The following is a 25,589-nucleotide window of genomic DNA, read 5'->3' as shown; positions in this document are numbered from 1 at the left end:
TATAGATAATTTCCAAATCAAGAGAAATAAGCATGAAACATCCTCAAAGCTGCTTAACTTTAGAGGGATTTTTATATCTTCAAATCAATATTAACTCCCTCAATACATTCTACTCAAAATGAACAGGTTAATCGTATTAGTAGATTTTTCCCCCTACACGCCCACACAATTAAAGCTCGCATGCAGGTGGCAAGAAATATATGGTTTAGATTTGGTGTTCCTCCACAAAATGGATGGCTTGGCACCCACACTTTCCAATACCAGAGAAAGTGATAAAATCATAGCTTTTAATAAAGCTGAAGCAGAGAGAAAATATTTACAATACCTAAAAGATAGTGAGCTTAGCCCTATTTCAAATCAAACTACCTTTGAGGCTATTCCCCTCCAACTGACCCATTATTTGGAAGGTTTTCTCAAACCGAATGACCTACTCCTATTGGGTTTGAAAGGCACCGGTTTTTTAAAAAGAATTTTGATAGGAAGTACGGCTACCACCATAATTAACCAACTCAATCAAACAGTTATTGCATTACCTCAAAGTATAGATTTCGCAATACCTAGAAAACTAGTATTATCATGCCAAGAAAAATATCCTCTCAATGAATCTGCTCTTGAAATCATACTAAATACCGTAGGTAAAAAGATCGAGGAGATTGAATTGTTGACCATAATCGAAGACAAAGCAGAACTAGAACCTAGCAAAACGTACTTGGAATATATTGAATCAAAGATAGGTGAAGCGTATTCCTATAAAATCAGTATTTATGAAAATACAGATGCCTTTTCAGAAATTAAAAAGAGGTTTAGCCAATGCTTGGATGACTTTATCGTTCTTCAAAAAGGTTCTAGGCATCTCAATGACAAACTGTTTAGAAGGTTTTTTATCAATGATTTAATTCATGATGGCAATACTCCACTAATTATTTTACCTGCTGAAAAATAGTCGTTCCTCTTACTGATTAGAAAAACAACCGGTAGATTTTATTTTTCCTGCCGGCTGTCTCCATTAGTAATCCTAAGGCACTTCGATTTCACCATAGCGGCACCATGCTATAATCTTCAAATATCCTGACTTTCTTGCGATTGCAATATTTCCCGTAAATACCGGACAGGCTTCACCCCTTACTGTTGACATGGTGGAGAAAGCTTATTTTAATAATCCGAGTTGAATCAGTCAAAACTTTTTAAATAGGTATTAAAAGATTTGATATTGGTTTGCTTGTTAATCAAAACACATTCTATTTGGGCCATTTCACAGAAATCTTCCAAAACCTGTGCATTCAGATTCTGGCTAAAACAAGTATGGTGTGCTCCACCTGACAAAATCCAAGCCTTACAGGCTCCCTTAAAGTCAGGAAGTGGCCGCCACATGGTTCTTGCCACCGGTAATTTAGGCAAATCGTGAGGTGGTTTTACGGCTTCTACCTCATTTACAACCATCCGAAATTTGTTGCCCAAATCAATTAAAGAAGCATTGAGTGCCGGCCCGGCTGCCGCATCAAAAACCAATCTAACAGGATCGTCTTTCCCACCTATCCCCAATGGGTGGACTTCACAGCGAATAGGCCCGTCTGCAAGACACTCGTCAACTTCCAACATATGGGCACCAAGTACTAGGCCTGCCTGTTCCTTGAAATCATAGGTATAATCCTCCATAAAAGCATTTCCTCCGGGAAGTCCTGCACCCATTACTTTCATCGCTCGAACCAAGGCCATGGTTTTCCAATCCCCTTCTCCCGCATAACCATAACCTGCATTCATAAGCCGTTGCACAGGCAGACCCGGTAATTGTTTCATTCCATGCAAGTCTTCAAAAGTATTGGTAAAGCCTTTGAAGGAACCTTCCTCCAAAAAGTTTTTCAAGCCCAATTCTATTCTGGCTGCTTCTTGCAGGGAATGATGGCTGGTTCCTCCTTTTTCAATGAGTCAGTTAATTCATAGGTCTTGTGGTATACATCAATTAATTCAGCAATTGCCAAATCATTTACTTCATTGATTTGCTCCACCAAATCTCCCACTCCATAGGTATTTACTCCAAAGCCAAATTTAATTTGAGCCTCTACTTTGTTGCCTTCGGTAACAGCTACCTGCCTCATATTGTCTCCAAACCGCACAAACTGCGCATCTTGCCAGTCTTTCCATCCGCAAGCAGCCCTGCTCCAATAATCGATTTCTCGGTGAACTTCAATGTCTTTCCAGTGACCTACCACCACTTTCCTCGGTATTTTCATCTTAGTACAGATAAAACCAAATTCCCTGTCTCCATGTGCGCTTTGGTGCAAGTTCATATAGTCCATGTTTATACTATCCCATGGGATGTTTTCACCATATTGGGTATGCAAATGTAAGAGTGGCTTATCAAGCAACTTCAAACCATTGATCCACATTTTGGCAGGTGAAAAAGTATGCATCCATGCCATCACTCCTATGCAATTTTCGGCTTTATTTGCCGCTAAAAAAATTTGTGAAATCTCATCTTGGGTGGTTACCATTGCCTTAAAGACAATGGTAACTGCAATATTATTGCTAACATTTAAATGTTTACTAATGACTTCGGAATGTGAAGCCACCTCCTTTAAAATATCTTGGCCATATAAATGTTGGCTACCTGTAACCAACCAAAGCTCATTATTTTTAAGTTGCATACGATTATTTACTTAATTATTTTTATATCTATGAGAAAATTCATTTAAAAATTAGATGCTAATTTTCCTTTCCACATATTTGTTAATTGTAGCAAGGCCGGCTATTCCAAACAGATGAAAGAAGCAGCGCTTGTTAAAAATTAGCCAATATGCTAAATATAAAAAGAGAATTGGACTTCAGCTCCTTATTCTCAATAAACCTAATGTAATCATTCAAAGCCTTTGAAATACCATGAGTAAATACGAAGAACTGAAATTTAATTGTTACACAGCTAATATGGAATTACCAAAGCTGGATTTGGTGGTCTATACCTTTGGAAATGTAAGTGCTGTAGACCGAGAAAACGGAGTATTTGCCATCAAACCAAGCGGAGTTCCTTATGAAAAATTAAAACCAAAAGACATCGTAATTGTAGATTTTGAAAACAATGTCGTGGAAGGGAACATGAGACCCTCTTCGGACACCAAAACCCATGCTTTCTTGTACAAGCAATGGCAGAACATTGGTGGAATATGCCATACCCACTCCTGTTATGCCGTATCTTGGGCTCAAGCACAGATGGATATTCCTTTATTTGGAACCACACATGCTGATCATAACACCAGCGATATCCCTTGTGCATCTCCCATGAGTGATGCAAATATTTCAGGAGACTATGAACACATGACAGGGCAGCAAATATTGGACTGCTTCGAAGAAAAAAATATTTCTTATGAAGAGGTAGAAATGATTCTTATTGGAAACCACGGCCCCTTTACGTGGGGAAAGGATGCCCAAAAAGCGGTGTACAATAGTAAGGTGTTGGAAGAAATTGCACGAATGGCTTATTTGACTTTACAAATCAATCCCAACGCACCGAGGCTTAAAGATGCCTTAGTAAGGAAGCATTATGAGCGGAAGCATGGGAAAGGAGCCTACTATGGTCAAGCCGGTAAATAAATTCTTCTTTATGTTCTGTAAAAATAAAAACCTCCGGGACATTATCCCGGAGGTTTGAACAATTAAAAAAACCACCAACCTTTAATTAAATCTAATCAACTGTTCTTTCGAACAGCCATATTTAATTTATCTGCCAATAAATACATGACAGGTACTATTACTAACGTTAAAAAGGTCGCAAAGGTTAGGCCAAATATTACTGTCCATGCCATTGGTCCCCAGAAGTCAGCATTATCACCACCAATATAGAACTTGGGCTCAAATGAAGACAGCAATCCATAAAAATCAATATTCATACCTATAGCCAGTGGAATCAGGCCTAATACCGTGGTTACAGCGGTTAATAACACCGGTCTAAGTCTGGTTTTCCCACCTTTTACAATACTGTCTAATAGGTCTTCTTTGGAAAGATTCTGCTCTTCAGTAATTTTAAGTTCTTCTCTCTTTCTGGATCTTATTAGGTCCGTGTAATCGATCAGTACTATGGCATTGTTAACCACCACACCTGCCAAGGATATTATCCCAATACCTGTCATGATTACCACAAAGTCCATATTGAAAATCACAAGCCCTAAGAACACGCCTATTGTACTCAAAATCACCGAGGCCATTATTATGAATGGAGTGGTAATGGAGTTGAATTGGGCAACTATGATAAGGAATATTAAAGAAACCGAGATCAATAGAGCTCTTGTCAAAAATTCAGCCGATTTAGCCTGTTCTTCTTGCTCACCGGTAAAACTAATATTGATCCCCTCCGGCACTTCAAAATCCTGCAACAACCGCTTGATTTGGTTATTAATTTCTGTGGCATTGTACCCATCATTGACGTTTGAAAATAAGGTAATAACCCTCTCTAAGTCTTTCCTTTTGACAGAACCATAGGTAGAACTGTATTCCAAGCTAGCCACAGAGGAGATCGGTATTTCCTTTTTATTTCCAAACTTATCTCTAAAGCTAATTTTCTTGTTAAGTAAAGCATTGATATCATACCTGAATTTATCCGCTAATCTAAGCTGAATAGGATAATCATCTTCCCCTTCCTTAAATTTAGAAACTTCCAAGCCGAAAAGGGCTGTTCTTAACTCATTGGCGATCGTGGCTGTTGAAAGGCCAAAACGTCTGGCTTTTTCCCTGTCTATGTTTAAAATCAACTCAGGGTTTCCAAGCTCCAAATCAGACTTCAACTCCTCTATACCTTGGATTCCTGACTCATTGATATGCTCTCTGACTGAATTCACATAGGCAATAAGTTGTTCAAAGTTTTCTCCTGTAACTTCAATATTAATTGGTTTACCAACAGGGGGTCCGTTTTGTTGCTTGCCAACTGTCATCAATACACCAGGATATCCCTCTGCCAACTCCCTAATCTTCTCCATGATCTCATTGGTATTGATCCCTTCTCGGAATTGATACTCTTCAAAACCAATCGTCACCTTGGCCTTGTGAGGAGTTGATGCCTGGCTAGGCCCTTCCATAGGATCACCTGTTCCTTCTCCAATTTGGGTTATCACAGACTCTATGATTTGATCATATGGCTCAAGTAGAGCATACAGATCATCTTCAAACTCTTCCACAAAACTGTTAGTAGAAGTAATATCCGTTCCTATTGGCTTTTCTATATAGATATTTATAAGGGCCGGTTGGTTGTCAGGGAAAAACAATGTTTTCGGAGCACTCACATAAAGTAGCATCAATGACATAACCAAAAGAATAAAGGTTCCCCCAAACAGGAGATAAGGCCAAAACCCCTTTAGTGCGAAATACAATGTCTTTTCGTACATGTCTTCCAATTGTACCAAAAACACATTCTGGAACCACTTAATAGCTCTTCTCAGAAAGAAAACATTGAAAATGATTAAAATTGCAGCGAGGAAAAGTAAGTTCCCGAAAGCTATCCAAGAGATAAAATAACTTATTATAGCCAGAAAGGTCAAGACAGCGGCCACTATCATTGGTCGTTGAACAGGCTTTTTCTTGTCGACATCCTGAACCTTCATGAAAAGTGCTGTCAATACGGGATTGATTACAAGCGCTACAAACAAGGAAGAAGACAATACTATAATCAATGTAATGGGAAGGTATTTCATAAACTCCCCGATAATACTATCCCAAAATGCTAAAGGAAGAAAAGCAGCAAGTGTGGTAGCAGTAGAGGTAATTATAGGCCAGGCCACTTCACCAACGCCTTCTTTAGCAGCTCTCACTGCAGACTTACCCTCCTGCATCAATCTATAAACATTCTCTACTACAACAATGCCATTATCTACCAACATGCCCAAGGCTAGTATCAAAGAGAACAATACCATTAAGTTTAGTGTCACTCCCAAGGAGTTTAGCACTAAAAAGGATATGAACATAGACAATGGAATTGCAATTCCTACGAACAGTGCATTTCGGAAACCAAGGAAAAACATCAATACCAACACAACAAGGATTACCCCAGAAATGATACTGTTTTCTAAATTATCTACTTGAGACCGGGTGGCTTTGGATTGGTCATTGGTAATGGTTACTTCCAAATCCTCAGGAAATTTATTGATTTTCACTTCATCAATAAGGGCCTTAATTTTATCAGAAGCATCCAAAAGATTTTCTCCGCTTCTTTTAATTACATTAATAGTAACCACAGGCAATTTCTTACTTCTGGCAAAACTCTCTCTTTCTTTATAGGTGTCTTCTACTTCTGCTACATCCCTGAGGTATACAATATTGTTGTTCTCGGTCTTGACGATAACATCTTCAATTTCTATAGGCTTGGCAAATTCACCATCTATCCTTAATGTTCTTCTGTAATCACCGGACAAAATATTACCTCCTGAAATGGTAACATTCTCATCAGAAACAGCGCTTGATATGTCAGAAAAAGTAACACCCAATGCTTCCATTTTATAGAGATCTGCATTGATACGAATTTCTCGTTCAATGGTCCCACTTAAATCAGCACTTGATATTTCAGTTAATTTTTCTATTTCATCTTCCAAGTATTCCCCATAAGTTTTAAGCTCTTGTTCGGTATAGTTTCCTGAAATATTTACATTCATTATCGGAAACTCTGAGGTGTTGACCTCCAATACATCCGGGTCTCTATCCAAATCATTGGGCAACTCACTTTTCGCTTTATCTACCGCATCTTTGACATCCTGTATGGCCTTGGATATTTCCACATTTGGATTAAACTCAACCACAATGGATGAGAAGTCCTGGATGGAAGTGGAGCTTACATCTTTTAAATTATTTATGGATTTTAACTCTTTTTCTATGGGCCTGGAAATCAGGTTTTCCATGTCTACGGGTGAGTTTCCGGGGTATGCTGTACCTACATAAACCGTAGGAATCACTATTTCCGGAAAACTTTCTTTAGGCATGGTCCTGTAGGCAAACATCCCTAGGAAGGTAATAATCAGTGTAAGGATAACCACGCTGGTCCTGTTATCCACAGACAGTGAGGAAATTCCAAATTCTCTGATTACTCCTTTTTCTTGTTTTCTTCTGAAGCCATATTCTAATTAAGATGAGATTTTTACATTAAAATTATCTCCTACTTCCCTAAATCCTTTATCAATAAGTGTTTCAGATCCATCTAAGCCTTTTGTGATTTCAGTATGTCCTTCATAGGTCATCCCCCTTTCCACATATTTTTTGTGGGCCACACCATTATCAACTACAAAAACATAACTTCCCTGGTTGTCTTTCAGGATGAGATAAGTAGGAACAACAACGGCCTCATCAACACTATAATCCTGAATATTTAGAACTGAAATCATGTTTGGTTTTACGTTTTCTACCCTTGGAAGAAAAACCTCAACCTTAAATGTTCTGTTGTCAGGATTAATAATTTTCCCAATTGCAGTTACCCTAGTTTTAATGGTTTTGTCTATAGAAGGAAAATGTATACTTACCGAATCGCCTTTATTCAAAATCCCTACAAATCTCTCTGAAATATCTCCTTCAATAAACAAATCATCTTCTCCAACAAAATTCACTACAGGCGAACCAGGCTGAACCAACTCCCCTACCCTTACGGTAAGTTCTTCTACAGTACCATTAAATGGGGCAGTAATTGTAGTTCTATCCTTTTGAAGTTCAATAGAAGCAAGGTTCTTTTCAAGAGTCTCCTTCCTGTTTTTAGCTTCCAAATATTGGATTTCTGTGCCTATTTTTTGATTCCAAAGTCTTTCTTGCTTTTCAAAAATTGTTCTGGCTAGCTCTAGCTGAGTTTTAATTTCATCCAAATTCCTTTCTATGGACTCGGCATCAATTATTGCTATTACTTGGCCCTTTCTTACAGACATGCCTTCACGGGTAACAATCTCCTCTACCCTACCTGAAACTTCGGAACTTATGTTTACATTCTTTTTGGAAAGTACTGACCCGGTCACCTCCACATAATGTTCAAATTTTCCAACTTTGGGTTTTACGGTAGTTACCAATACTGATTTCCTACGGTTTTTCCGAAACTCCGGATCCAAGGTGGAGATTTCCTCCTCCAATTCTTCGATCTTAACTTTTAAAGCTGCTGATTCAGATTTGAATTCTTCCAATTGGTTTTTTTAGAAGAAAGATCATCTTTTTCTTGCTGCGAGCAAGAAAACATTCCCAACGCAAGGGATAGGGTTAAAAACTTAAATGTATTTTTCATAAACATGTATAATCCTTTTCTTATTTTAATATTCCCAATGCTTTTTCCAAATCTACTCTTGCGATAAACGTATCATAAAGTGCAGAAAAATAATTGGTCTCCGCCTCTTTAAGTGTGGCATCTGCTTCCACTACCTCAAGGTTAGACCCTACCCCTTCTTGGTATTTTATTTTGGCCATATTGAAAACCTCCAACGCCAACTCCTTGTTTTCTTTTTGTACTTCCAATTCTTGCAAACTGTTGATCAAATTCTGCCTGGCCTGAAATTTTTCCAGTTGGATGTTTTGCAAGGTGAACTCCTTCTGAACTTCTAGTTGCCTCATTTGAACCCTGTTTTGCTGGATTTTATGCATTTTAAGGAATCCATCAAAAATCGGAATTTCTAAGGTAATCCCTAAAATGGAACCTGTATACCAATCGCCTGACCATAGCTTGGAGAAATTCCCTCCAAATGCATTTCTTTGGAAGGTGTAGTTGGCATCCAACCTAGGCATATATTGGATTTGGTTATTTTTTAAATCCAAAACTGCCAAATCATAATTTGTATTGATTTGATCTACCTCGACCCTTTGTTGTCCTTCCTCATTTAACAATCTTTGGGTTTCAAGGTATTGGGTGAAATCATCTAATTTATCGGTTAAGACAATTTCTTCCTCCTCAGGGAAACCCATTTGCAACTTTAAAAGGGCCTTGCTTACACTGGTAGAAGTTTTGGCCTTGTTCAGTTCTGTTCTTATATTATTGTTTTGAACCCTAATTCTGGTCACATCAATCTTTTCAGCAAAACCTTCTTCATAAAGTATTTCAGTTTCCTTTAATAGCGTGTCTAAGCGATTCAGGTTTGCCTGAATCAATGTTTCTCGTTCTTCACTTACCAAGACAGAAAAATAGGCCTTTTTCACATTTTCAACCACCTCTAGATCTGTAAACTCCTTATCAAACTCTACCAATTGCTTGTACGTTTTAGCAGCTTTAAGCCCAATAAAATAAGAGCCATTAAAGATCATTTGGCTTACAGTAGCTGTAAGGTTGGCAGAATAAATAGGTGAAAACTGAATCCCAATAAAAGTACCTTCAGGTGCTTCCGGATCAAAAAACTGAGCGGGAAATGGCGATATAGGTACCTTAAGATTTTTGGTAGCATTCAACCTTGAAGTAATTTGAGGGAGCCCTTCTGAAGTCCGCTCTCCAATCAAACCTTTTGCAGCCTGTATTTCTAATCTTGCATTTCGGGCTTCTGCGTTATTTTCTAGGGCAAAGTTAACACTCTCTTCTAAAGAAAAAGACGGTTGCTGGGCTTGAGCCTCCGCAAACCAATGTCCCAATAGCCAAATTGTTAGGGAAAGAATAATTGGTTTAAAATTCATAAAGTTAAATTTCCTGAGTTTGTAGTTTTTTATAGTAATTTGACCTTCCCTGGTCAGTAAGAATTCCATGTATAAAATGATCTAGCACTGCCAGTTGACACTCCAGCAAACTAAAGTTAGATTTTGATTTTTGAAGGACAAATGCATTTGTAATTTGATCCATTCGCATATAAGCCAATAATTCCGAATCTATTTCCCTTCTAAAATCCCCAGAGGCTTTGCCCTGTTCTAAAACCATAGTGAGGTTTTGAAGTACCTTGGACGTTTTAAACTCACTTATTTTGTTCCAACATTTGGGATAAAATCTTTGGATATCATGCAATAACAATGGATTCATTCTCGTAAATTTCTCCCTTAAATACTTTGTCATCAAAAGTAAATGATCGATGGCACTTACATCTGTTCTTTGCATTTCTTCTATGTCACATTTGTATTCCATGATGGTCTCATCCACAGTCGCGTTGACCAACTCCTCTTTGCTGGAAAATTCTTCGTAAATGGTTTTCTTGGATATACCGGCAAGCTTGGCTATTTCATCCATAGTCACTGCCCTTACTCCAAAAACCAAAAAATTATCCAAAGCCACTCTTATAATGTTTTCTCTTGTTCCCAATTATCGTATGCTGTTTACTTGGTTGGGAAAACTAAAGAAACTATCAAAAGGTTCAAAGTTTTTTCAAAAATTTCTATTCTATTACCTAACCATTTTAACTTCTTTAAAAATAAACTATCAAATTTTTGAAAAAAGCTTGATTTAAGTTAGGAAAACCCTTTTTTCCATTTATCTCAAAATCCGGACAACAGATTCTTTTTTTGCCAATTATAAGACCTAATCAAAGACATTTTTTTTAATATTAAAGTTATCACAATGAAAACCCTTTCCTTACTCACTTTCTTCTGCGAAATTTTAAAACCAATTTTGTACATTTGCCCATTCAAAAAAGCTATCGATCCCTTTATGAAGATTTTGTTTTTTCAATCCCCGGAGAAGACCATTTACGCTTTGGAAACCAATGAAGCGTACAAAAACAATGAGCTTGAGAAATTAAACTGGCTATTTGGAGGTGCTGTCCATTTGGAAGACCTTAAAATTTCCGGCGAGTTTATTGGTCCAAGAAAGGAAATGATCACCCCTTGGTCTACCAATGCGGTTGAAATAAGCCAAAATATGGGAATTAAAGGGATTCTTAGGATCGAAGCCTTCTATCCGTGGATTGAAGGTAGTTCTTTTGACCCTATGCTACAGCGATTGTACAAAGGACTTGACCAAGAAGTTTTTGCAATTGCTAAAACCCCGGATCCGATACAATATATCGAAGATATCCACACCTACAATGAAAAAGAAGGGCTGGCTTTAAGTATAGAAGAGGTAGCTTATTTAGAAGGTGTAAGCCAATCATTGGGACGACCATTGACTGACAGTGAAGTGTTTGGATTTAGCCAGGTAAACTCAGAACATTGCAGGCACAAGATCTTTAATGGCACCTTTATACTGGATGGAGAGGAAAAATCCATGACCTTATTTCAGTTGATCAAGGCAACCTCCAAGGCCAATAAAAATGGAATCGTTTCTGCTTATAGTGATAACGTTGCTTTTGTAAAAGGCCCTAAAGCTTTACAATTTGCGCCAAAATCTTCAGAAAAGGCAGATTTTTTTGAGATTAAAGAAATAGATACCGTGCTTTCACTGAAAGCCGAAACCCATAATTTTCCTACCACAGTAGAGCCGTTTAATGGTGCTGCTACGGGTTCAGGTGGGGAAATCAGAGACCGGATGGCAGGTGGTACCGCCTCAATTCCTTTGGCAGGTACAGCAGTATATATGACTTCTTATCCAAGATCAGAAGCCGGAAGAAGTTGGGAAAAGGACCTTGAAGAGCGAAAATGGCTCTATCAATCCCCAATGGACATCCTTATTAAAGCCTCTAATGGTGCCAGTGATTTTGGAAATAAGTTTGGTCAGCCCATCATTTGCGGAAGCCTAATGACTTTTGAGCACAATGAAGGTGAGCTGCATTGGGGTTTCGATAAAGTCATTATGCAGGCTGGAGGAGTTGGGTTTACAGCAGCCCCTTATAGTCTTAAAAAAGCTCCCGAAAAAAGTGACCGTATTGTTCTGATGGGCGGCGACAATTATAGAATTGGTATGGGAGGATCTGCAGTTTCCTCACTAAACACCGGTGAATTGAGCCTTTCTCTGGAAATGAATGCCATTCAGCGGTCAAATCCAGAAATGCAGAAAAGGGTATCAAATGTCATCAGGGCTTTGGCTGAAAGTGACGATAACCCTATTATTTCTATCCATGACCATGGAGCAGGTGGCCACCTGAATTGCCTTTCAGAGTTGGTGGAGAATACTGGTGGAACCATTAATTTGGAAAAATTGCCCGTTGGGGACCCTACCCTTTCTGCCAAAGAAATCATTGGAAATGAGTCCCAGGAAAGGATGGGATTGGTAGTAAAAGACATTCACATTGACAAGATAAAAAAGATTGCTGACCGAGAAAGAGCGCCGTTTTATAATATTGGCCAAACAACCGGGGACATGCAATTCAAATTTGAAAACACCCAGACAGGAGAAAAGCCTGTTGATTGGAGTTTGAATCATATGTTTGGGTCTTCCCCAAAAACTGTTTTGGTGGACAAAAAGGCCAATCAAAATTTCACAGCACCTGAATACAATGTTCAGGATTTTGAGCAGTATTTAACCAATGTGCTGCAATTAGAAGCAGTGGCTTGCAAAGACTGGCTCACCAACAAAGTAGACAGGTCGGTTACCGGTAGGGTGGCCAAGCAACAGACAACTGGAGAACTTCAGCTTCCATTGAATAATGTGGCAGTAATGGCCATGGATTATTCAGGAAATAAAGGAATAGCTACTTCAATCGGGCATTCTCCTATAGCCGCTTTGGTAAGTCCTGAAGCCGGCTCCCGATTGGCAATTGCAGAAGCACTTACCAACTTAATATGGGCTCCACTAACCGATGGACTTAAAGGGGTTTCCCTAAGTGCCAACTGGATGTGGCCAGCCAAAAACGAAGGAGAAAATGACAGGTTATACCGGGCAGTTGAATCCACTAGTGATTTCGCTATCGCTTTGGGGATAAACATTCCTACTGGAAAAGACTCCTTATCAATGACCCAGAAATACCCAGGTGGCCAAACAGTAAAATCTCCCGGGACTGTTATCATTTCCACGGTTGGAGAATGTTCGGACATTAACAACGTTATTTCTCCTAGCTTGAAGGCTAGCCCTGATTCAACATTGCTATACATAGATTTGTCAAAGGATGAAGCAAAATTGGGAGGCAGCTCCTTTGCCCAATCACTTAATAAAATAGGCAACGAAGTACCGAACATAAAGGATGCAGTCTATTTTAAAAGTGCCTTTGCAACCATTCAAGACCTTATCAAGCAAAATAAAGTACTAGCGGGTCATGACATTTCATCCGGTGGTTTGATCACTACCTTATTGGAAATGTGTTTCCCTAACCAGAATACCGGGATAGATATTCATACTTCAAATCTTAAGGAAAAAGATTTGATCAAAGCATTATTTGCAGAAAATCCGGGCTTGGTCATTCAGGTAAAGGATGCGGCCGATGTCTCTTCATTCTTGAATTCACAAGGAGTGTCTGCTGTGGAAATTGCAACTGTAAATGCTTCAGGCACCGTTCAAATTGAGGGTTTAAATAAGTCATGGGAAGTATCAGTGTTGCGGGATATTTGGTACAAATCCTCCTATTTATTGGATCAACAACAGTCCGGAAAAGACCTGGCCAAGGATCGATTTGACAATTATAAAAATCAACCTTTGAATTTTAGTTTTCCAGAGAATTGGAAAGGAACCTATGAAGCATTAAGCTTGGATCCAAACCGAAAAACAGCTACAGGTGCCAAAGCAGCGATTATTCGTGAAAAAGGAGTCAATGGAGATAGAGAGATGGCTTATTCCTTGTGGTTGGCAGGCTTCGATGTCAAAGACATCCACATGACTGACCTTATTTCCGGAAGGGAAAACCTTGAGGATGTAAATATGATTGTGTTTGTTGGTGGCTTTTCAAATTCCGATGTTCTTGGTTCTGCCAAGGGATGGGCAGGAGCTTTTCTTTACAATGAGAAAGCTAAAAATGCTTTGGATAATTTTTATGCTAGAAAAGACACTTTGAGTTTAGGGGTATGCAATGGTTGTCAACTAATGGTTGAATTGAACCTTATCAATCCTGAGCATGAAAAGAAAGCCAAAATGCTACACAATGACAGCAATAAATTTGAATCAGCTTTTGTAAATGTTACCATTCCTAAAAATGATTCCGTTATGTTTGGCACCTTATCAGGTCAGCGATTGGGTGTTTGGGTGGCACATGGAGAAGGTAAATTTTACCTTCCTGAAGAAAAAGACAGCTACAATTTTGGTATGGAGTATTCTTACGGTGCATACCCCGGTAATCCTAACGGATCAGATCACAATGTTGCAGGACTGGTATCAAAAGATGGGCGCCATCTTGCGATAATGCCTCATATAGAGCGGGCAATTGCTCCTTGGAACTGGCCTTACTATCCGGAAGATCTTCAAAAAGAAGACGTAAGCCCATGGATAACTGCCTTTATCAATGCAAGAAATTGGGTTGCTGAGAAAATTTCTCATTAAAAACTTAGTCTAGTTTTTTGATATTTACCGACTTTTTGTCTATGACAGAGGGTCGGTTTTTTTTTGTTTCTTTATTGGGTGCATTTTTTCCTTAGCTCCAAAAATTAAATTATCCCGGATTATGCAATAGGATTTCCTGAATTCCTACAGGAAATGTTGCAATCTCAAGAAGATCAGGCTGTTTGGATATTTTGGCAGGGCACTTCTATAGTAAAATTGAAGACAGGAAAGAAGTGGCTGATTTTGAAGCGATTTCGTCTATGCATATTTCGGACTTAAGAATGGATCAGAAATTGCAGCATCAAAAAGGTATCGATTCAACCAACCTTTTATTGATTTCTCAGTTGGTTTAACGAAGAAAACTTACCAAACGATCAACAAAAATTAAAAAATATGCAAAAGCAACCACTTTTAGAATCCCTTACCATAGGAGATTTAACATTGGCCAACCGACTTATAATGGCCCCTATGACCCGAAGCAGGGCAGACAATCAAGATAAAGCCCCCACTGATTTACATGCCGAATATTACAAACAAAGAGCCTCAGCAGGGCTTATCATTACTGAAGGTTCTCAAATTTCTCAAGAAGCTGTCGGCTATATCAATACTCCAGGAATCCACAGCAAGGCTCAAGTAGAAGGTTGGAAAAAAGTAACAAAGGCCGTACATGATGAGGGTGGAAAAATTTTCATACAGTTATGGCATGTAGGTCGGATTTCACATCCCGATTTCCATGAAGGAAAACTACCTCTAGCCCCCTCTGCCATAAATCCCAAAGCGAAGTCCTTTACACCTAAAGGATTTAAGGATACTGTCACTCCTAAAGAAATGTCAATCCCGGAGATTAAGCAAACCATAGAAGATTTTAAGAATGCTGCTTCAAATGCATGGGAAGCGGGATTTGATGGAGTAGAAATTCACAGCTCCAATGGTTATTTATTGCATCAATTCTTTAGTCGAACTTCCAATGTAAGACTCGATGAATATGGTGGAAGTATCGCCAATAGATCCAAAATCTTGTTTGAAATTATCGATGCTATTAAAGAGGTGATTCCTGAAAACAGAATTGGCCTAAGGTTAAACCCCTCACTAAATGGTATTTTTGGTATGACCATGGACGAAGAAAGCATACCTACCTTTGACTACATTATAGAAAACCTCAACAAGTATAATTTGGCATACTTGCATCTTTCAGAACCATTTAATGATGTTTCAGATATTCCCTATGCAGAAACAGAAATTGCCAAGAGATATCGCCCGATCTTTGACGGGAAATTAATTATCAATGCCGGATTTGATCAACAAAAAGGAAACAACCTTATCTTGGAAGGATTGGCGGATGCGGTCGCCTACGGTAAATTGTTTATTTCCAACCCTGATTTGCCCGAGAGGTTTGAAAAAATGCAGCATTAGCGGATTGGGACGAGTCTACTTTTTATACCCCCGGTGAAAAAGGCTATACAGACTATCCCAAAATAAATTGAAGATAAGCTTGTATATATTCAAACTGTAAGAATGGGTATTTTCATGATCTACTCTTTCAACCTCACCCTATTCAAGCTATGGTGAGGTTTTTTTCATTTTCAATGCATTACATTTCTATTTACGCTATAGTTTGATCCTAATAAAACCTTTACTTCTCCTTGCTCTAGGTCGCGGAATTGGCGATTCATTTGAGGAACCAAAAAACTATTTAAATGGTTTTTTTACCCAATACAAAATACTATGAAATACTCAATTTTAGATTTAGCCATACTTAAAGAAGGACATGATGCTGCTGATGCCTATAGAAGATCTTTGGATATAGCCAGGCATGCGGAATCATGGGGATATAAGCGCTTTTGGTTAGCAGAACATCACAACATGCCATATGTGGGAAGTTCAGCACCTACAGTATTAATGGGCCATATTGCAGGAGGAACGAAATCTATTAGAGTGGGTTCCGGAGGTATAATGTTACCCAATCATAGTCCCTTAATGGTTGCCGAACAGATTGGAACTTTGGAAACGCTTTACCCAGGCAGGATTGATCTTGGATTGGGCCGAGCTCCTGGAACCGATCAAAAAACGGCTGCGGTTTTAAGAAGAGGCCGGTTAGAAACGGTTCAGGAGTTTCCTCAGGATTTGGAAGAATTGCAAATGTTCTTCTCTGAGGACAACCTAGATGCTCCTGTTCGAGCTTATCCTGCTGAAGGGCTTGATGTGCCGGTTTATCTGTTAGGCTCAAGCATGGACAGCGCCGTTCTCGCCGCAAAAAAGGACTTCCTTACGTTTTCGCAAGTCATTTTGCCCCTACCTATTTCAGCCAAGCAAGTACTTATTACAAACAAAATTTCAAAGCAACCTCACAAAGCAGCCTTCCTTATTTGATAGCCTGTCTTAATATAATTGTTGCGGATACGGATGAAGAAGCAGCCTATTTGGCAACATCCTTTTATCAAATGGCTTTAGGAATCATTAGAGGGAGATCCTACCCTCTTTCTCCGCCGGTAAAAGACATGAATGATATATGGAGTCCTCAAGAGGAAGCTGCCATCAAACACATGATGCAATATGCATTCATAGGCAGCTATGAAAAAGTCAGCAAAGAATTAGAAGTCTTTATAGAAAGACACGATTTAGATGAAGTAATGGTCACCACCAATGTATATGATCATGATAAAAGGCTTAAATCTCTTCAATTTACTGCCAAGGCTTTTCAATCACTCAGTCGTCAAAATCAATTGTAACCTTTCTAATTTATACGCAACAAATAGGTGAAGTTAAATTCACCTATTTTTTTTGTCCTACTTATTAAACAGCTTGATATTAAGCTTAAATCAAGCATTTTTACAGGATATCCAATACTTTTTGATCTTAGAAACCCAAGCTTCAGACTTATATGTGGCTAGCCGGAATACTTAGCAAGCATTGTAAACCCCTCAAAATTAAGCCGGACTCTAAAAACAAATTATTTTTTTTGATTTTTTTTCCATGATGCTGTGATTATTTTACTAAAATAACGAATTACTAAGAAAAGTAATCTCAATGACAGTTTCAGAAAATAAGCTTTCGGATTCCTTCTTACAACACCTCGCTGACAACAAAGGCATACTTTACAAAGTGGCCAGAACTTATAAGCATGACGAGGAGGAAGTAAAAGACTTAATTCAGGAGATCACTATTCACGTCTGGAAGGCTTATCCCGGTTACAAACCAAATTTGAAATTTTCAACATGGCTTTATCGAATCGCATTAAATGTTGCCATATCCAGTTACAGAAAAGAAAGCAAAAGGGCTGCTATAAACACCATGATGGATGATAGGTTTGTGGAAATTGCTGCTCCCGCAGATACAGCTCAAAATGAAAACGTCCAACAGCTTTATGCTCTTATAGGTGAGTTCAAGCATTTTGACAGAGCATTGATGCTGTTGTATCTGGAAGAAAAAAGCTATGCAGAGATCTCCTCAATTATGGGAATAACGGTTTCAAATGTGGCAACAAAACTCAATAGATTAAAAAACATCTTAAAAGAAAAATTCACATCATTAAATCAAAAGTAAAATGGAAGAGCAAAGCATTCAAAATTTATGGAAAGTTCAAAACAGTAAAATTGAACAGGTAATTCAACTAAATACCAAAATATTAAAATACCAAGTAAGCCAACGCTCGCGTAAAGCGCTTTTTGGGCTTAAGGCCGAAAAAGTAACAGGTTTAGTATTCGGAACCATTTATATTGCAATATTAGCAACTATCCTTTCCTACACAATTAAAAATCAACCCTTTACCAATCCGCTCTTTATGCTTTCAATTGGGGCCATATTCTTAACCAATATTAAGGTAGTATTGGATTATGCAAAGCACTTGGTCATGGCCAACCAAATTGATTTTTCCGGTCCTGTTGTTTCTATTCAGCAAGAATTATCAAACTTAAAGTTAAACTTGGTTAACAACATGCGCTATTGGTACTTTCAGCTACCATTTTATACCCTTCTACAGATTGGCTTTATTGATTTTACGGGAGAATTCCCCATGGCATGGGTCGTCATACAAGGTTGTTTCACCCTATTATTAGCTAGCATTTCCGGATGGATATTTATTCGCATGAAACCAAAAAACATTGCAGATAAAAAGGTCAATTGGTTAATTAACTTAGCAAGTGGAAAGCAAATTGATAAGGCAGCCAAACACTTAGAGGAGCTAAAGTCTTACCACTTGTAAAAATCTATCGAATAAATAAGACCGATTTGGGATAAAAATTAGCCTATAATAAGGCAGTTTCAGTGCCTCTTGGTCTCTGCACCCCCTGAATTAGGTAATAAACCCAATAATAAAGTCTATCAATACAATCAGTCTTTATCCATTGAACCGCGAAGGCTAAGACTATCCTGTCTGCCAATAGGCAGCTTTTAGGCAGACAGGTAAATAAAAAACAGCCAAAAAAATTGATTTAAGCTAACCATAAAAGAACCAATGTATTTTCATGGTTCATCCCAATGTTATGCTAAGCAATATCGATTTCGAAAATCAGATTCCGGTACTAAATTTTAGATCAACTATACCTGATAGAATGTTTGTTGTTTTTATGAGATAAAATCACCAGTTTGTGTGCTGTTTCAAATTTAATCTTGTAAAATACTTCAGGAGGGCAAATGAAAACAACATTGAGGCTTCCTGATAAATCCACCAAAATAAATAACCATATGATGAGAAAGTTGCTTCTCTTGTTTTTTGTAATTGCCGGTATAACTTCTTCCCAAGGCCAAACCACTTCCCCTTTTGGAAATGTGGTACTCACATCCAATAGTGGGAATACTCACGTTCAGGTAAAACAAAATGGGGACCTACATGTAAATGTTGCTCCGAATGATGCTACAAAATTTAATGAAGATGGCTTTGTTCATTATAGTGATTTTGGTGCAAAGGGAGATGGTAAAACCGATGACATCAATGCCATTGCGGGTACTCATGCCTATGCCAACCAACATGGCTTATCCGTAAAAGCAAATAACGGCGCCAGCTACTATATAGGAGGTAAAGACCGAACAGCTTATATTCAAACCGATACAGATTTCGGAACAGCTACTTTTATTATCGATGATAAGGATGTAGAGAATATCAAAGCTTCTGTTTTCATAATAAACTCCAATTTAAAACCCTATAAACTTGAAGGCATCACTTCTTTAAAGAAAAATCAAAAGAAAATAAAAACCAACCTTACCGGCCCCTCGCTGATAAATGTCACCAATGACAATGTAAGACACTATATCAGGTATGGTTTAAATCAAGACAATGGCTCTTCTCAAACTGATATTTTTGTAGTAGATGAAAATGGAAAAGTAGATATGAACGCCCCTATCATATGGGATTTTGAAAATATCACAGAGATCACTGCACTTCCAATTGATCAGGAAACTCTAACAATAAAAGGTGGCCGTTTTGTTACCATCGCTAATCAGGCAGTTTCAAAATACAACTACTACAGTCGAAATATAACCGTTAGGCGATCAAATGTCACAATTGATGGACTCGTGCACCAGGTCAAAGGTGAAGGAGAACATGGTGCGCCATATGGAGGTTTTTTAAGTATACGTAACTGTGCCAACGTGACCGTGAAAAACACCGTATTAACAGGTCATAAAACCTATAAAACCATTGGGTCAGTGGGAAAACCCGTATCCATGGGTACCTATGACATCTTGGTGGGTCATGCCCTCAACGTGTCTTTTATTAACTGTAGTCAAACAAATGATATTGACGATCGAACTTACTGGGGGATAATGGGCTCCAACTACTGTAAAAATCTCCTTTTCGATAATTGCACCTTCTCTAGGTTTGATGCACATAAGGGAGTAGCCAATGCAACAATTAAAAACTCCACCTTGGGCCATATGGGAATCAATGCAATCGGATCAGGCACTTTTTTGGTGGAAAACTCTACCCTTCGAGGGGAAGCCTTGTTAATCTACGCTCCGATTACGGGAGTACCTGGCAAGGGGAATTAATCATTAAAGACTGTACTTTTGTTCCGAATGGTGGCCGTAAGAGCAACGCTTCATTGATCGGCGGATCTTATTCCGGTCAGCATGATTTCGGCTATACTGCTTATATGCCGGAGAAAATCACAATAGAAAACCTACACATTGATGATTCAAATCACACAGAAGACTACAAAGGACCAACCATATTTTCTAATTTCAATGCCAAAAAAACAGATGAATCCTATCAGGAAAAATTCCCCAACGTAATAACTAAAAAAGTTATTCTTAAAAATGTTACCACCGAAAGCGGCAAAGAAATTAGCTTAAGTCCCAATAAATTTATGTTCAATGATGTGAAAGTTATAACCAAATAAATTCCTTTTAATTTTCACTCCCAAATATTACTGTGGCTCTCCCCTTATTTGAGGCAAGCCCATTACAAGCACCCTGAAAACTTGATTAAGATTTCAGGGTGTTTTTTTAGCAACAAACCGAGATTTCATTGGGAGTCAATTTGAAAATAAGCTCTCCAATCAATGACCCTTCTCATAATTAAATGCTGATTTGGTATAGGAAACATTAAGAACTTTGTAAACCAAATAACATTAGGACCTTAGGAGATTTTTTCATGATTTTATAATGGTGAGCCTATCTATCGACAGACAGGACAGAAAAGTAGTTGCTGATTATTAAAATGATTTCAAACTAAAATAGGTAATCCATTCCTTATTTTGAGTTAAACCCAATTTGGAATCCCTGTCTTTAAGGAATTTATTTTTAGGATAAAATTAATTTTTTTATCAATAAATTTTTTTTCGTCAATTTCTCACACCAGCTAAAATCGGCCTAGAGACGAAATTAAAGGCTATTTTTTCTTATTTAATTACTATCAAAGCCACACAACGACCGATCAAACTAACTATATTCCTTTCATCAAAGATTTTGTTGGAATACTTTTTGATTACCTGATAAATCTAAACATTCAAATGGTTAATAAACAGCTTAACTGACCACTAGAATTTAAAATTTTATATAAATAATGAGACTATTTAAATCAAAATTCAACGAATACATTTTGTTGACATCATTAATCCTAGTAATTTCTTTGGCAAATTATTCTTGTGACAGTAAAGGAGAGCAGGTAGAAGTAGAAACACTTTCATTGCCTGTAACCACTGTGAAGAAGGATTCTGCAATCACTACATTCGAGTATCTAGGAGCCATTGAGGGTAAAGTAAACGTTGAAATTCGTCCCCAGGTTGAGGGGTTATTGGATAAAATCCATGTGGATGAGGGCGATTTTGTAGAGAAGGGTCAATTGTTGTTTAGCATAAATGCTTTGCCCTATGTGGAAAGGCTAAAAAATGCGCAGGCAGCAGTGGAAGTTGAAAAAGCCAAACTAGAAAACGCAAAGATCGAGATGGAAAGGCTACAACCTTTAATAGACCATGAGGTGATTTCCGAGGTACAGATGAAGACCGCCCAATCGAATTATGAAGTAGCCAAGGCCTCTTTGGCACAAGCAGAAGCCTTGAAAGCCACGAGTCAGATCGATATGCAATTTACGCAAATTAAGGCCCCGGTAAGCGGTTATATAGGGTTGATACCTATGCGCGTGGGTAATTTAGTTGCCAAAGGTGATGATGAGCCGGTAACCACCTTATCTGATATCAGTGAGGTCTACGTTTATTTTGCAATGAGTGAATCCAACTATCTTTTTTACAAGAAAATGAAGGAAGATTCTACTGCACGGCGATTAAACCCAAATGTAAAGTTAATCTTGGCTGACGGAACCATCTATTCTGAGGAGGGGGTGATTGATGCTGATGCCGGGCAAATAGATAGAAACACCGGTGCCATCACCTTAAGAGCGAAATTTGACAACCCGGATAAATTATTGAGAAGTGGTAATACAGGGAAAATAATTTTGGAGCAGATCCATCCTGATGTGCTCATGGTACCTCAACAATCGATTACCAAAATTCAAGACAAGAACTTTGTATTTATTTTAAAAGCTGACTCTACAGTGGAAAGAAAAGAGGTGAAAATCAACGGGAAAGCAGGGCAAAATTTCATCTTGAACGAAAATAATATTTCTGAAGGGACAACCATTATACAATCGGGAGTAAACAAAATTAAGGATGGAATGAAAATAGAGGCCTATCAGCAAGTGCCAACGCCTTAAGTTTTCCCAATTGCCATAATTTAACTACAACCAACTTTTATATCTATGATTAAGAAAATCATTGAAAGGCCTGTCCTGGCTTCTGTTATATCGATATTAATAATTATCGCAGGACTGATTAGTTTAATGCGATTGCCGGTGACAAGGTTTCCGGACATTGCTCCCCCAAGTGTTCGAGTAGGGGTTAGTTACCCTGGTGGAAATGCAGAAACAGTAGCCAAATCTGTGCTTCTTCCTTTAGAAGAGGCGATTAATGGGGTTGAGAACATGACCTATATTCGCTCTAAAGCTACCAATTCAGGGCAGGGAAGTATCAATATATTTTTCAAGCCGGGTACCGATCCGGATATTGCAGCTGTCAACGTACAAAATAGTATTTCCCGAGAAATTGGAGAGCTCCCACCGGAAGTTATTCAAGAAGGGATCTCAGTTGTAAAAAGGTTAAGCGGTAATATTATGACCATAAATATTATCGCCGAAGGTGAAGACTCCCCTTATAATGAAACATTTATCCAGTCCTATTCCAGAATTAACGTAAAACGGGAATTGTTAAGGGTTGAAGGGGTAGCGCAAGCGTCCTTTGTTGGTAGAAGAACTTATGCCATGAGAGTATGGCTAAACCCTGAAAAGCTGGCTTTATATGGGTTGGTCCCGCAAGACATTACAAGCCAAATCAACGACCAGAATTTTGAAGCAGCTCCCGGCAGATTTGGGGAAACATCTGAGGAGATTTTTGAAACAATTATTAAGCACAAGGGTCGGTTCAGTACTCCAGAGGAATATGAAAATATAGTTATCAAATCAAATAAAGATGGATCTATATTATATCTTAGAGATATTGCCCGTGTAGAGTTGGGAGCCTCTAACTTGGGAAGTGACAACACGGTCAATGGCAAGGCTGCGGCCACGATTAACATTACTCAAACCAGTGATTCCAATGCCAAAGAAATTGATCAGAATATTAGGGAAGTAATGGAGCGAATTTCAAAAAATTTCCCTGAAGGGATTACTTATGAAATATCCTATTCTGTAAGGAATCAAATTGATGAATCGATCAATCAGGTAGTCTTAACCATTATAGAAGCCTGTATTCTTGTCTTTATCGTAGTATTTGTCTTTTTGCAGGACTTGAGATCCACGATTATCCCTGCCATTGCGATACCCGTTTCACTGATAGGTACTTTCTTCTTTTTACAGTTGCTCGGTTTTTCAGTAAACGTCTTGACCATGTTTGCTCTGGTTCTTGCCATTGGAATTGTAGTAGATGATGCCATCGTAGTGGTCGAGGCTGTTCACCACAAGATGACCCATAGTAAATTGCCTGCAAATAAAGCCACAATTGCTGCTATGAATGAGATTTCAACAGCAATTATTTCAATAACCATAGTAATGGCCGCCGTTTTCGTACCTGTAGGCTTTATGGAAGGACCCGTAGGTTTATTTTACAAGCAATTTGCCTATACCCTAATATTTGCCATACTCATATCTGCCCTAAACGCTCTGACGCTTAGCCCTGTCTTGTGTGCATTAATGTTGAAGCCTGCTGAAGAATATGAGGATAAAAATGCAAGCAAATTTGGCAGGATAAAACGCAGGGTTTTCACCGCTTTTGAGTCCGGTTTTGATGCCTTTACAAACAAATACATTTCCTTGGTAACCCACCTGCTAAAGAGAAAATGGATACCATTAAGTGCTTTGGTTGTACTATTGGTTTTGACGGTATTAATGTTTAGAAGTACACCTAGCGCATTTATTCCCTCCGAAGACGACAGTTTTCTAACTTATTCTCTTACCATGCCTCCGGGTTCATCCTTGCACAGAACCTCAAGCCCAATGCAACAAGTGGACTCTATCCTTAGAAAACACCCTGCGGTAAAAAGTGTCAATAGTATTTCAGGATTTAATGTTATGGAAAATGCCCCCAGTCCATCTTTTGGGATGGGATATATCAACCTTAAACCTATTCATGAAAGAGGCGAAATTCAAGAGCTTGATGCATTGATTACAAACTTAATCAGTGAGCTATCTCATATTCCTGAAGCCAACATTAATGTATTTGCCAGACCTACAGTTCAAGGTTTTGGAGAGTTCTCAGGTTTGGAAATGATCATTCAAGACCGGGTAGGAGAAAACTTTACAGAGTTCAATGATGCAGCTGATAAGTTTATCGCAGAATTGAATGAAAGGCCGGAAATTGAAAATGCCTTTACCACTTTCAATGCCAATTTCCCCAATACCAAATGAACATTGATTATGTGAAAGCAAAAAACATGGGGGTAAGTGTTCAAAATATGATGCGTTCAGTACAAGCTTATTTTGGAAGGCTACAATCAGGTGATTTTAACCGTTTTGGCAGGCAATACAGGATTTTTGTTCAGGCTGACATTCCCTACCGAACAGAGAAAAAATCTATGGATGCCATCTTTGTCCGTAATAATCTTGGGGAAATGGTGCCTGTTAACACCATGGTTTCACTTGAAGAAGTAAATGGACCTGAAATTGTAAATCGGTATAACTTGTTTAATTCGATTACTATCAACGCTACTCCTGCCGATGGCTACAGTACCGGAGATGCAATGAATGCCATTGAAGAAATAGCCGCAGAACTTCCTACAAATTACAGTTACGAGTGGACAGGTATGAGTTTAGAAGAAAAAAATCAGGTCTTCAGACGGCAATTATCTTTATTCTAAGCATTGTCTTTGTATTCTTTCTACTAGCTGCTCAGTATGAAAGCTACTGGTTGCCATTTGCTGTATTGCTTTCCATACCATGCGGGCTTTTAGGTGTTTTTGTAGCCATTAATCTTGCAGGCATAGACAATAATATTTATGTGCAGGTAAGTATTATCATGCTCATAGGTTTGTTGGCCAAAAATGCCATACTGATTGTAGAGTTTGCCGCTCAAAAAGAGCGCAAGGCCTTAGTATTTTTAATGCTGCGGTAGAAGCTGCTCGATTAAGAATACGTCCCATCATTATGACGTCATTTGCTTTTATCGCTGGTTTGATTCCTTTAATGCGAACCGTGGGAGCTTCTGCCCAAGGTAATAAATCTGTAAGTATTGGAGCTGCAGGAGGAATGCTATTCGGCGTAATCTTGGGAATTTTTATAATTCCTACGCTCTATCTGATCTTCCAGACTTTACATGAAAAAACCAGCAGAAGGTTAAGTAAAAACAAGCCCGTAGAAGCCTAA

General features: G+C 38.4%; 15 protein-coding genes and 3 pseudogenes. 13 read left to right on the top strand and 5 right to left on the bottom strand.

Annotated elements, in window-relative coordinates:
- Positions 1 to 118 precede the first annotated feature (118 nt).
- Positions 119 to 943 (top strand): hypothetical protein, encoded by an 825-nt coding sequence (locus WG932_RS30330; protein WP_483086380.1) that lies wholly within the window; start codon positions 119 to 121, stop codon positions 941 to 943.
- A gap of 227 nt (positions 944 to 1,170) precedes the next feature.
- Here the strand turns inward: WG932_RS30330 and araA are convergent.
- A pseudogene (araA, locus tag WG932_RS30325) lies at positions 1,171 to 2,645 on the bottom strand (L-arabinose isomerase).
- A gap of 232 nt (positions 2,646 to 2,877) precedes the next feature.
- Here araA and WG932_RS30320 point away from each other — a divergent pair.
- The gene (locus WG932_RS30320; protein WP_339680427.1) at positions 2,878 to 3,585 is read left to right on the top strand and encodes an L-ribulose-5-phosphate 4-epimerase; all 708 of its coding nucleotides are present in this window, start codon (positions 2,878 to 2,880) and stop codon (positions 3,583 to 3,585) included.
- A gap of 95 nt (positions 3,586 to 3,680) precedes the next feature.
- On the opposite strand, the gene WG932_RS30315 is transcribed toward WG932_RS30320, so the two are convergent.
- The 4 genes from WG932_RS30315 to WG932_RS30300 form a co-directional block, all read right to left on the bottom strand.
- Positions 3,681 to 7,025 (bottom strand): efflux RND transporter permease subunit, encoded by a 3,345-nt coding sequence (locus WG932_RS30315; RefSeq protein ID WP_483086379.1) that lies wholly within the window; start codon positions 7,023 to 7,025, stop codon positions 3,681 to 3,683.
- 69 nt (positions 7,026 to 7,094) lie between these two features.
- Positions 7,095 to 8,129 (bottom strand): efflux RND transporter periplasmic adaptor subunit, encoded by a 1,035-nt coding sequence (locus WG932_RS30310; RefSeq protein WP_483086378.1) that lies wholly within the window; start codon positions 8,127 to 8,129, stop codon positions 7,095 to 7,097.
- Between the two features lie 118 nt (positions 8,130 to 8,247).
- Positions 8,248 to 9,594 (bottom strand): TolC family protein, encoded by a 1,347-nt coding sequence (locus WG932_RS30305; protein ID WP_483086377.1) that lies wholly within the window; start codon positions 9,592 to 9,594, stop codon positions 8,248 to 8,250.
- Between the two features lie 4 nt (positions 9,595 to 9,598).
- The gene (locus tag WG932_RS30300) at positions 9,599 to 10,180 is read right to left on the bottom strand and encodes a TetR/AcrR family transcriptional regulator (protein ID WP_483086375.1); all 582 of its coding nucleotides are present in this window, start codon (positions 10,178 to 10,180) and stop codon (positions 9,599 to 9,601) included.
- 372 nt (positions 10,181 to 10,552) lie between these two features.
- Between WG932_RS30300 and purL the strand changes: the two genes are divergently transcribed.
- From purL to WG932_RS30245, 11 genes and pseudogenes are all read left to right on the top strand, one after another.
- The gene (gene purL / locus WG932_RS30295) at positions 10,553 to 14,245 is read left to right on the top strand and encodes a phosphoribosylformylglycinamidine synthase (RefSeq protein ID WP_483086374.1); all 3,693 of its coding nucleotides are present in this window, start codon (positions 10,553 to 10,555) and stop codon (positions 14,243 to 14,245) included.
- A 182-nt stretch (positions 14,246 to 14,427) separates the two neighbouring features.
- Positions 14,428 to 14,598 (top strand): hypothetical protein, encoded by a 171-nt coding sequence (locus tag WG932_RS30290; protein WP_483086373.1) that lies wholly within the window; start codon positions 14,428 to 14,430, stop codon positions 14,596 to 14,598.
- Between the two features lie 40 nt (positions 14,599 to 14,638).
- Positions 14,639 to 15,729 (top strand): annotated as a pseudogene (locus WG932_RS30285) (alkene reductase).
- 241 nt (positions 15,730 to 15,970) lie between these two features.
- Positions 15,971 to 16,615, top strand: coding sequence for an MsnO8 family LLM class oxidoreductase (locus WG932_RS30280; RefSeq protein ID WP_483086372.1), 645 nt, complete (start codon positions 15,971 to 15,973; stop codon positions 16,613 to 16,615).
- Positions 16,612 to 16,974 carry a hypothetical protein gene (locus tag WG932_RS30275; RefSeq protein ID WP_483086371.1) on the top strand — a complete coding sequence of 121 codons (363 nt, stop codon included), beginning with the start codon at positions 16,612 to 16,614 and terminating at the stop codon, positions 16,972 to 16,974. Before WG932_RS30280 ends, WG932_RS30275 begins: the two co-directional genes overlap by 4 nt.
- A gap of 298 nt (positions 16,975 to 17,272) precedes the next feature.
- A complete protein-coding gene (locus WG932_RS30270; protein WP_483086370.1) occupies positions 17,273 to 17,788 on the top strand; it encodes an RNA polymerase sigma factor in 516 nt (171 codons plus the stop codon).
- A gap of 1 nt (position 17,789) precedes the next feature.
- Complete coding sequence (locus tag WG932_RS30265) at positions 17,790 to 18,446, top strand: hypothetical protein (protein ID WP_014021390.1); 657 nt, start codon at positions 17,790 to 17,792, stop codon at positions 18,444 to 18,446.
- Positions 18,447 to 18,877: 431 nt separating this feature from the next.
- Positions 18,878 to 20,230 carry a hypothetical protein gene (locus tag WG932_RS30260; RefSeq protein WP_483086369.1) on the top strand — a complete coding sequence of 451 codons (1,353 nt, stop codon included), beginning with the start codon at positions 18,878 to 18,880 and terminating at the stop codon, positions 20,228 to 20,230.
- A 53-nt stretch (positions 20,231 to 20,283) separates the two neighbouring features.
- Positions 20,284 to 20,580: a hypothetical protein gene (locus tag WG932_RS30255; RefSeq protein WP_483086368.1), complete on the top strand. Its 297-nt coding sequence runs from the start codon at positions 20,284 to 20,286 to the stop codon at positions 20,578 to 20,580.
- Positions 20,581 to 21,245: 665 nt separating this feature from the next.
- Positions 21,246 to 22,391 (top strand): efflux RND transporter periplasmic adaptor subunit, encoded by a 1,146-nt coding sequence (locus tag WG932_RS30250; RefSeq protein WP_014021388.1) that lies wholly within the window; start codon positions 21,246 to 21,248, stop codon positions 22,389 to 22,391.
- A gap of 45 nt (positions 22,392 to 22,436) precedes the next feature.
- Positions 22,437 to 25,589 (top strand): annotated as a pseudogene (locus WG932_RS30245) (efflux RND transporter permease subunit).

The organism is Cyclobacterium sp. SOCE241 (assembly GCF_056867545.1).
Note: the sequence above shows the minus strand (reverse complement) of the source record. Positions and strands in the feature narration are given on the sequence as shown.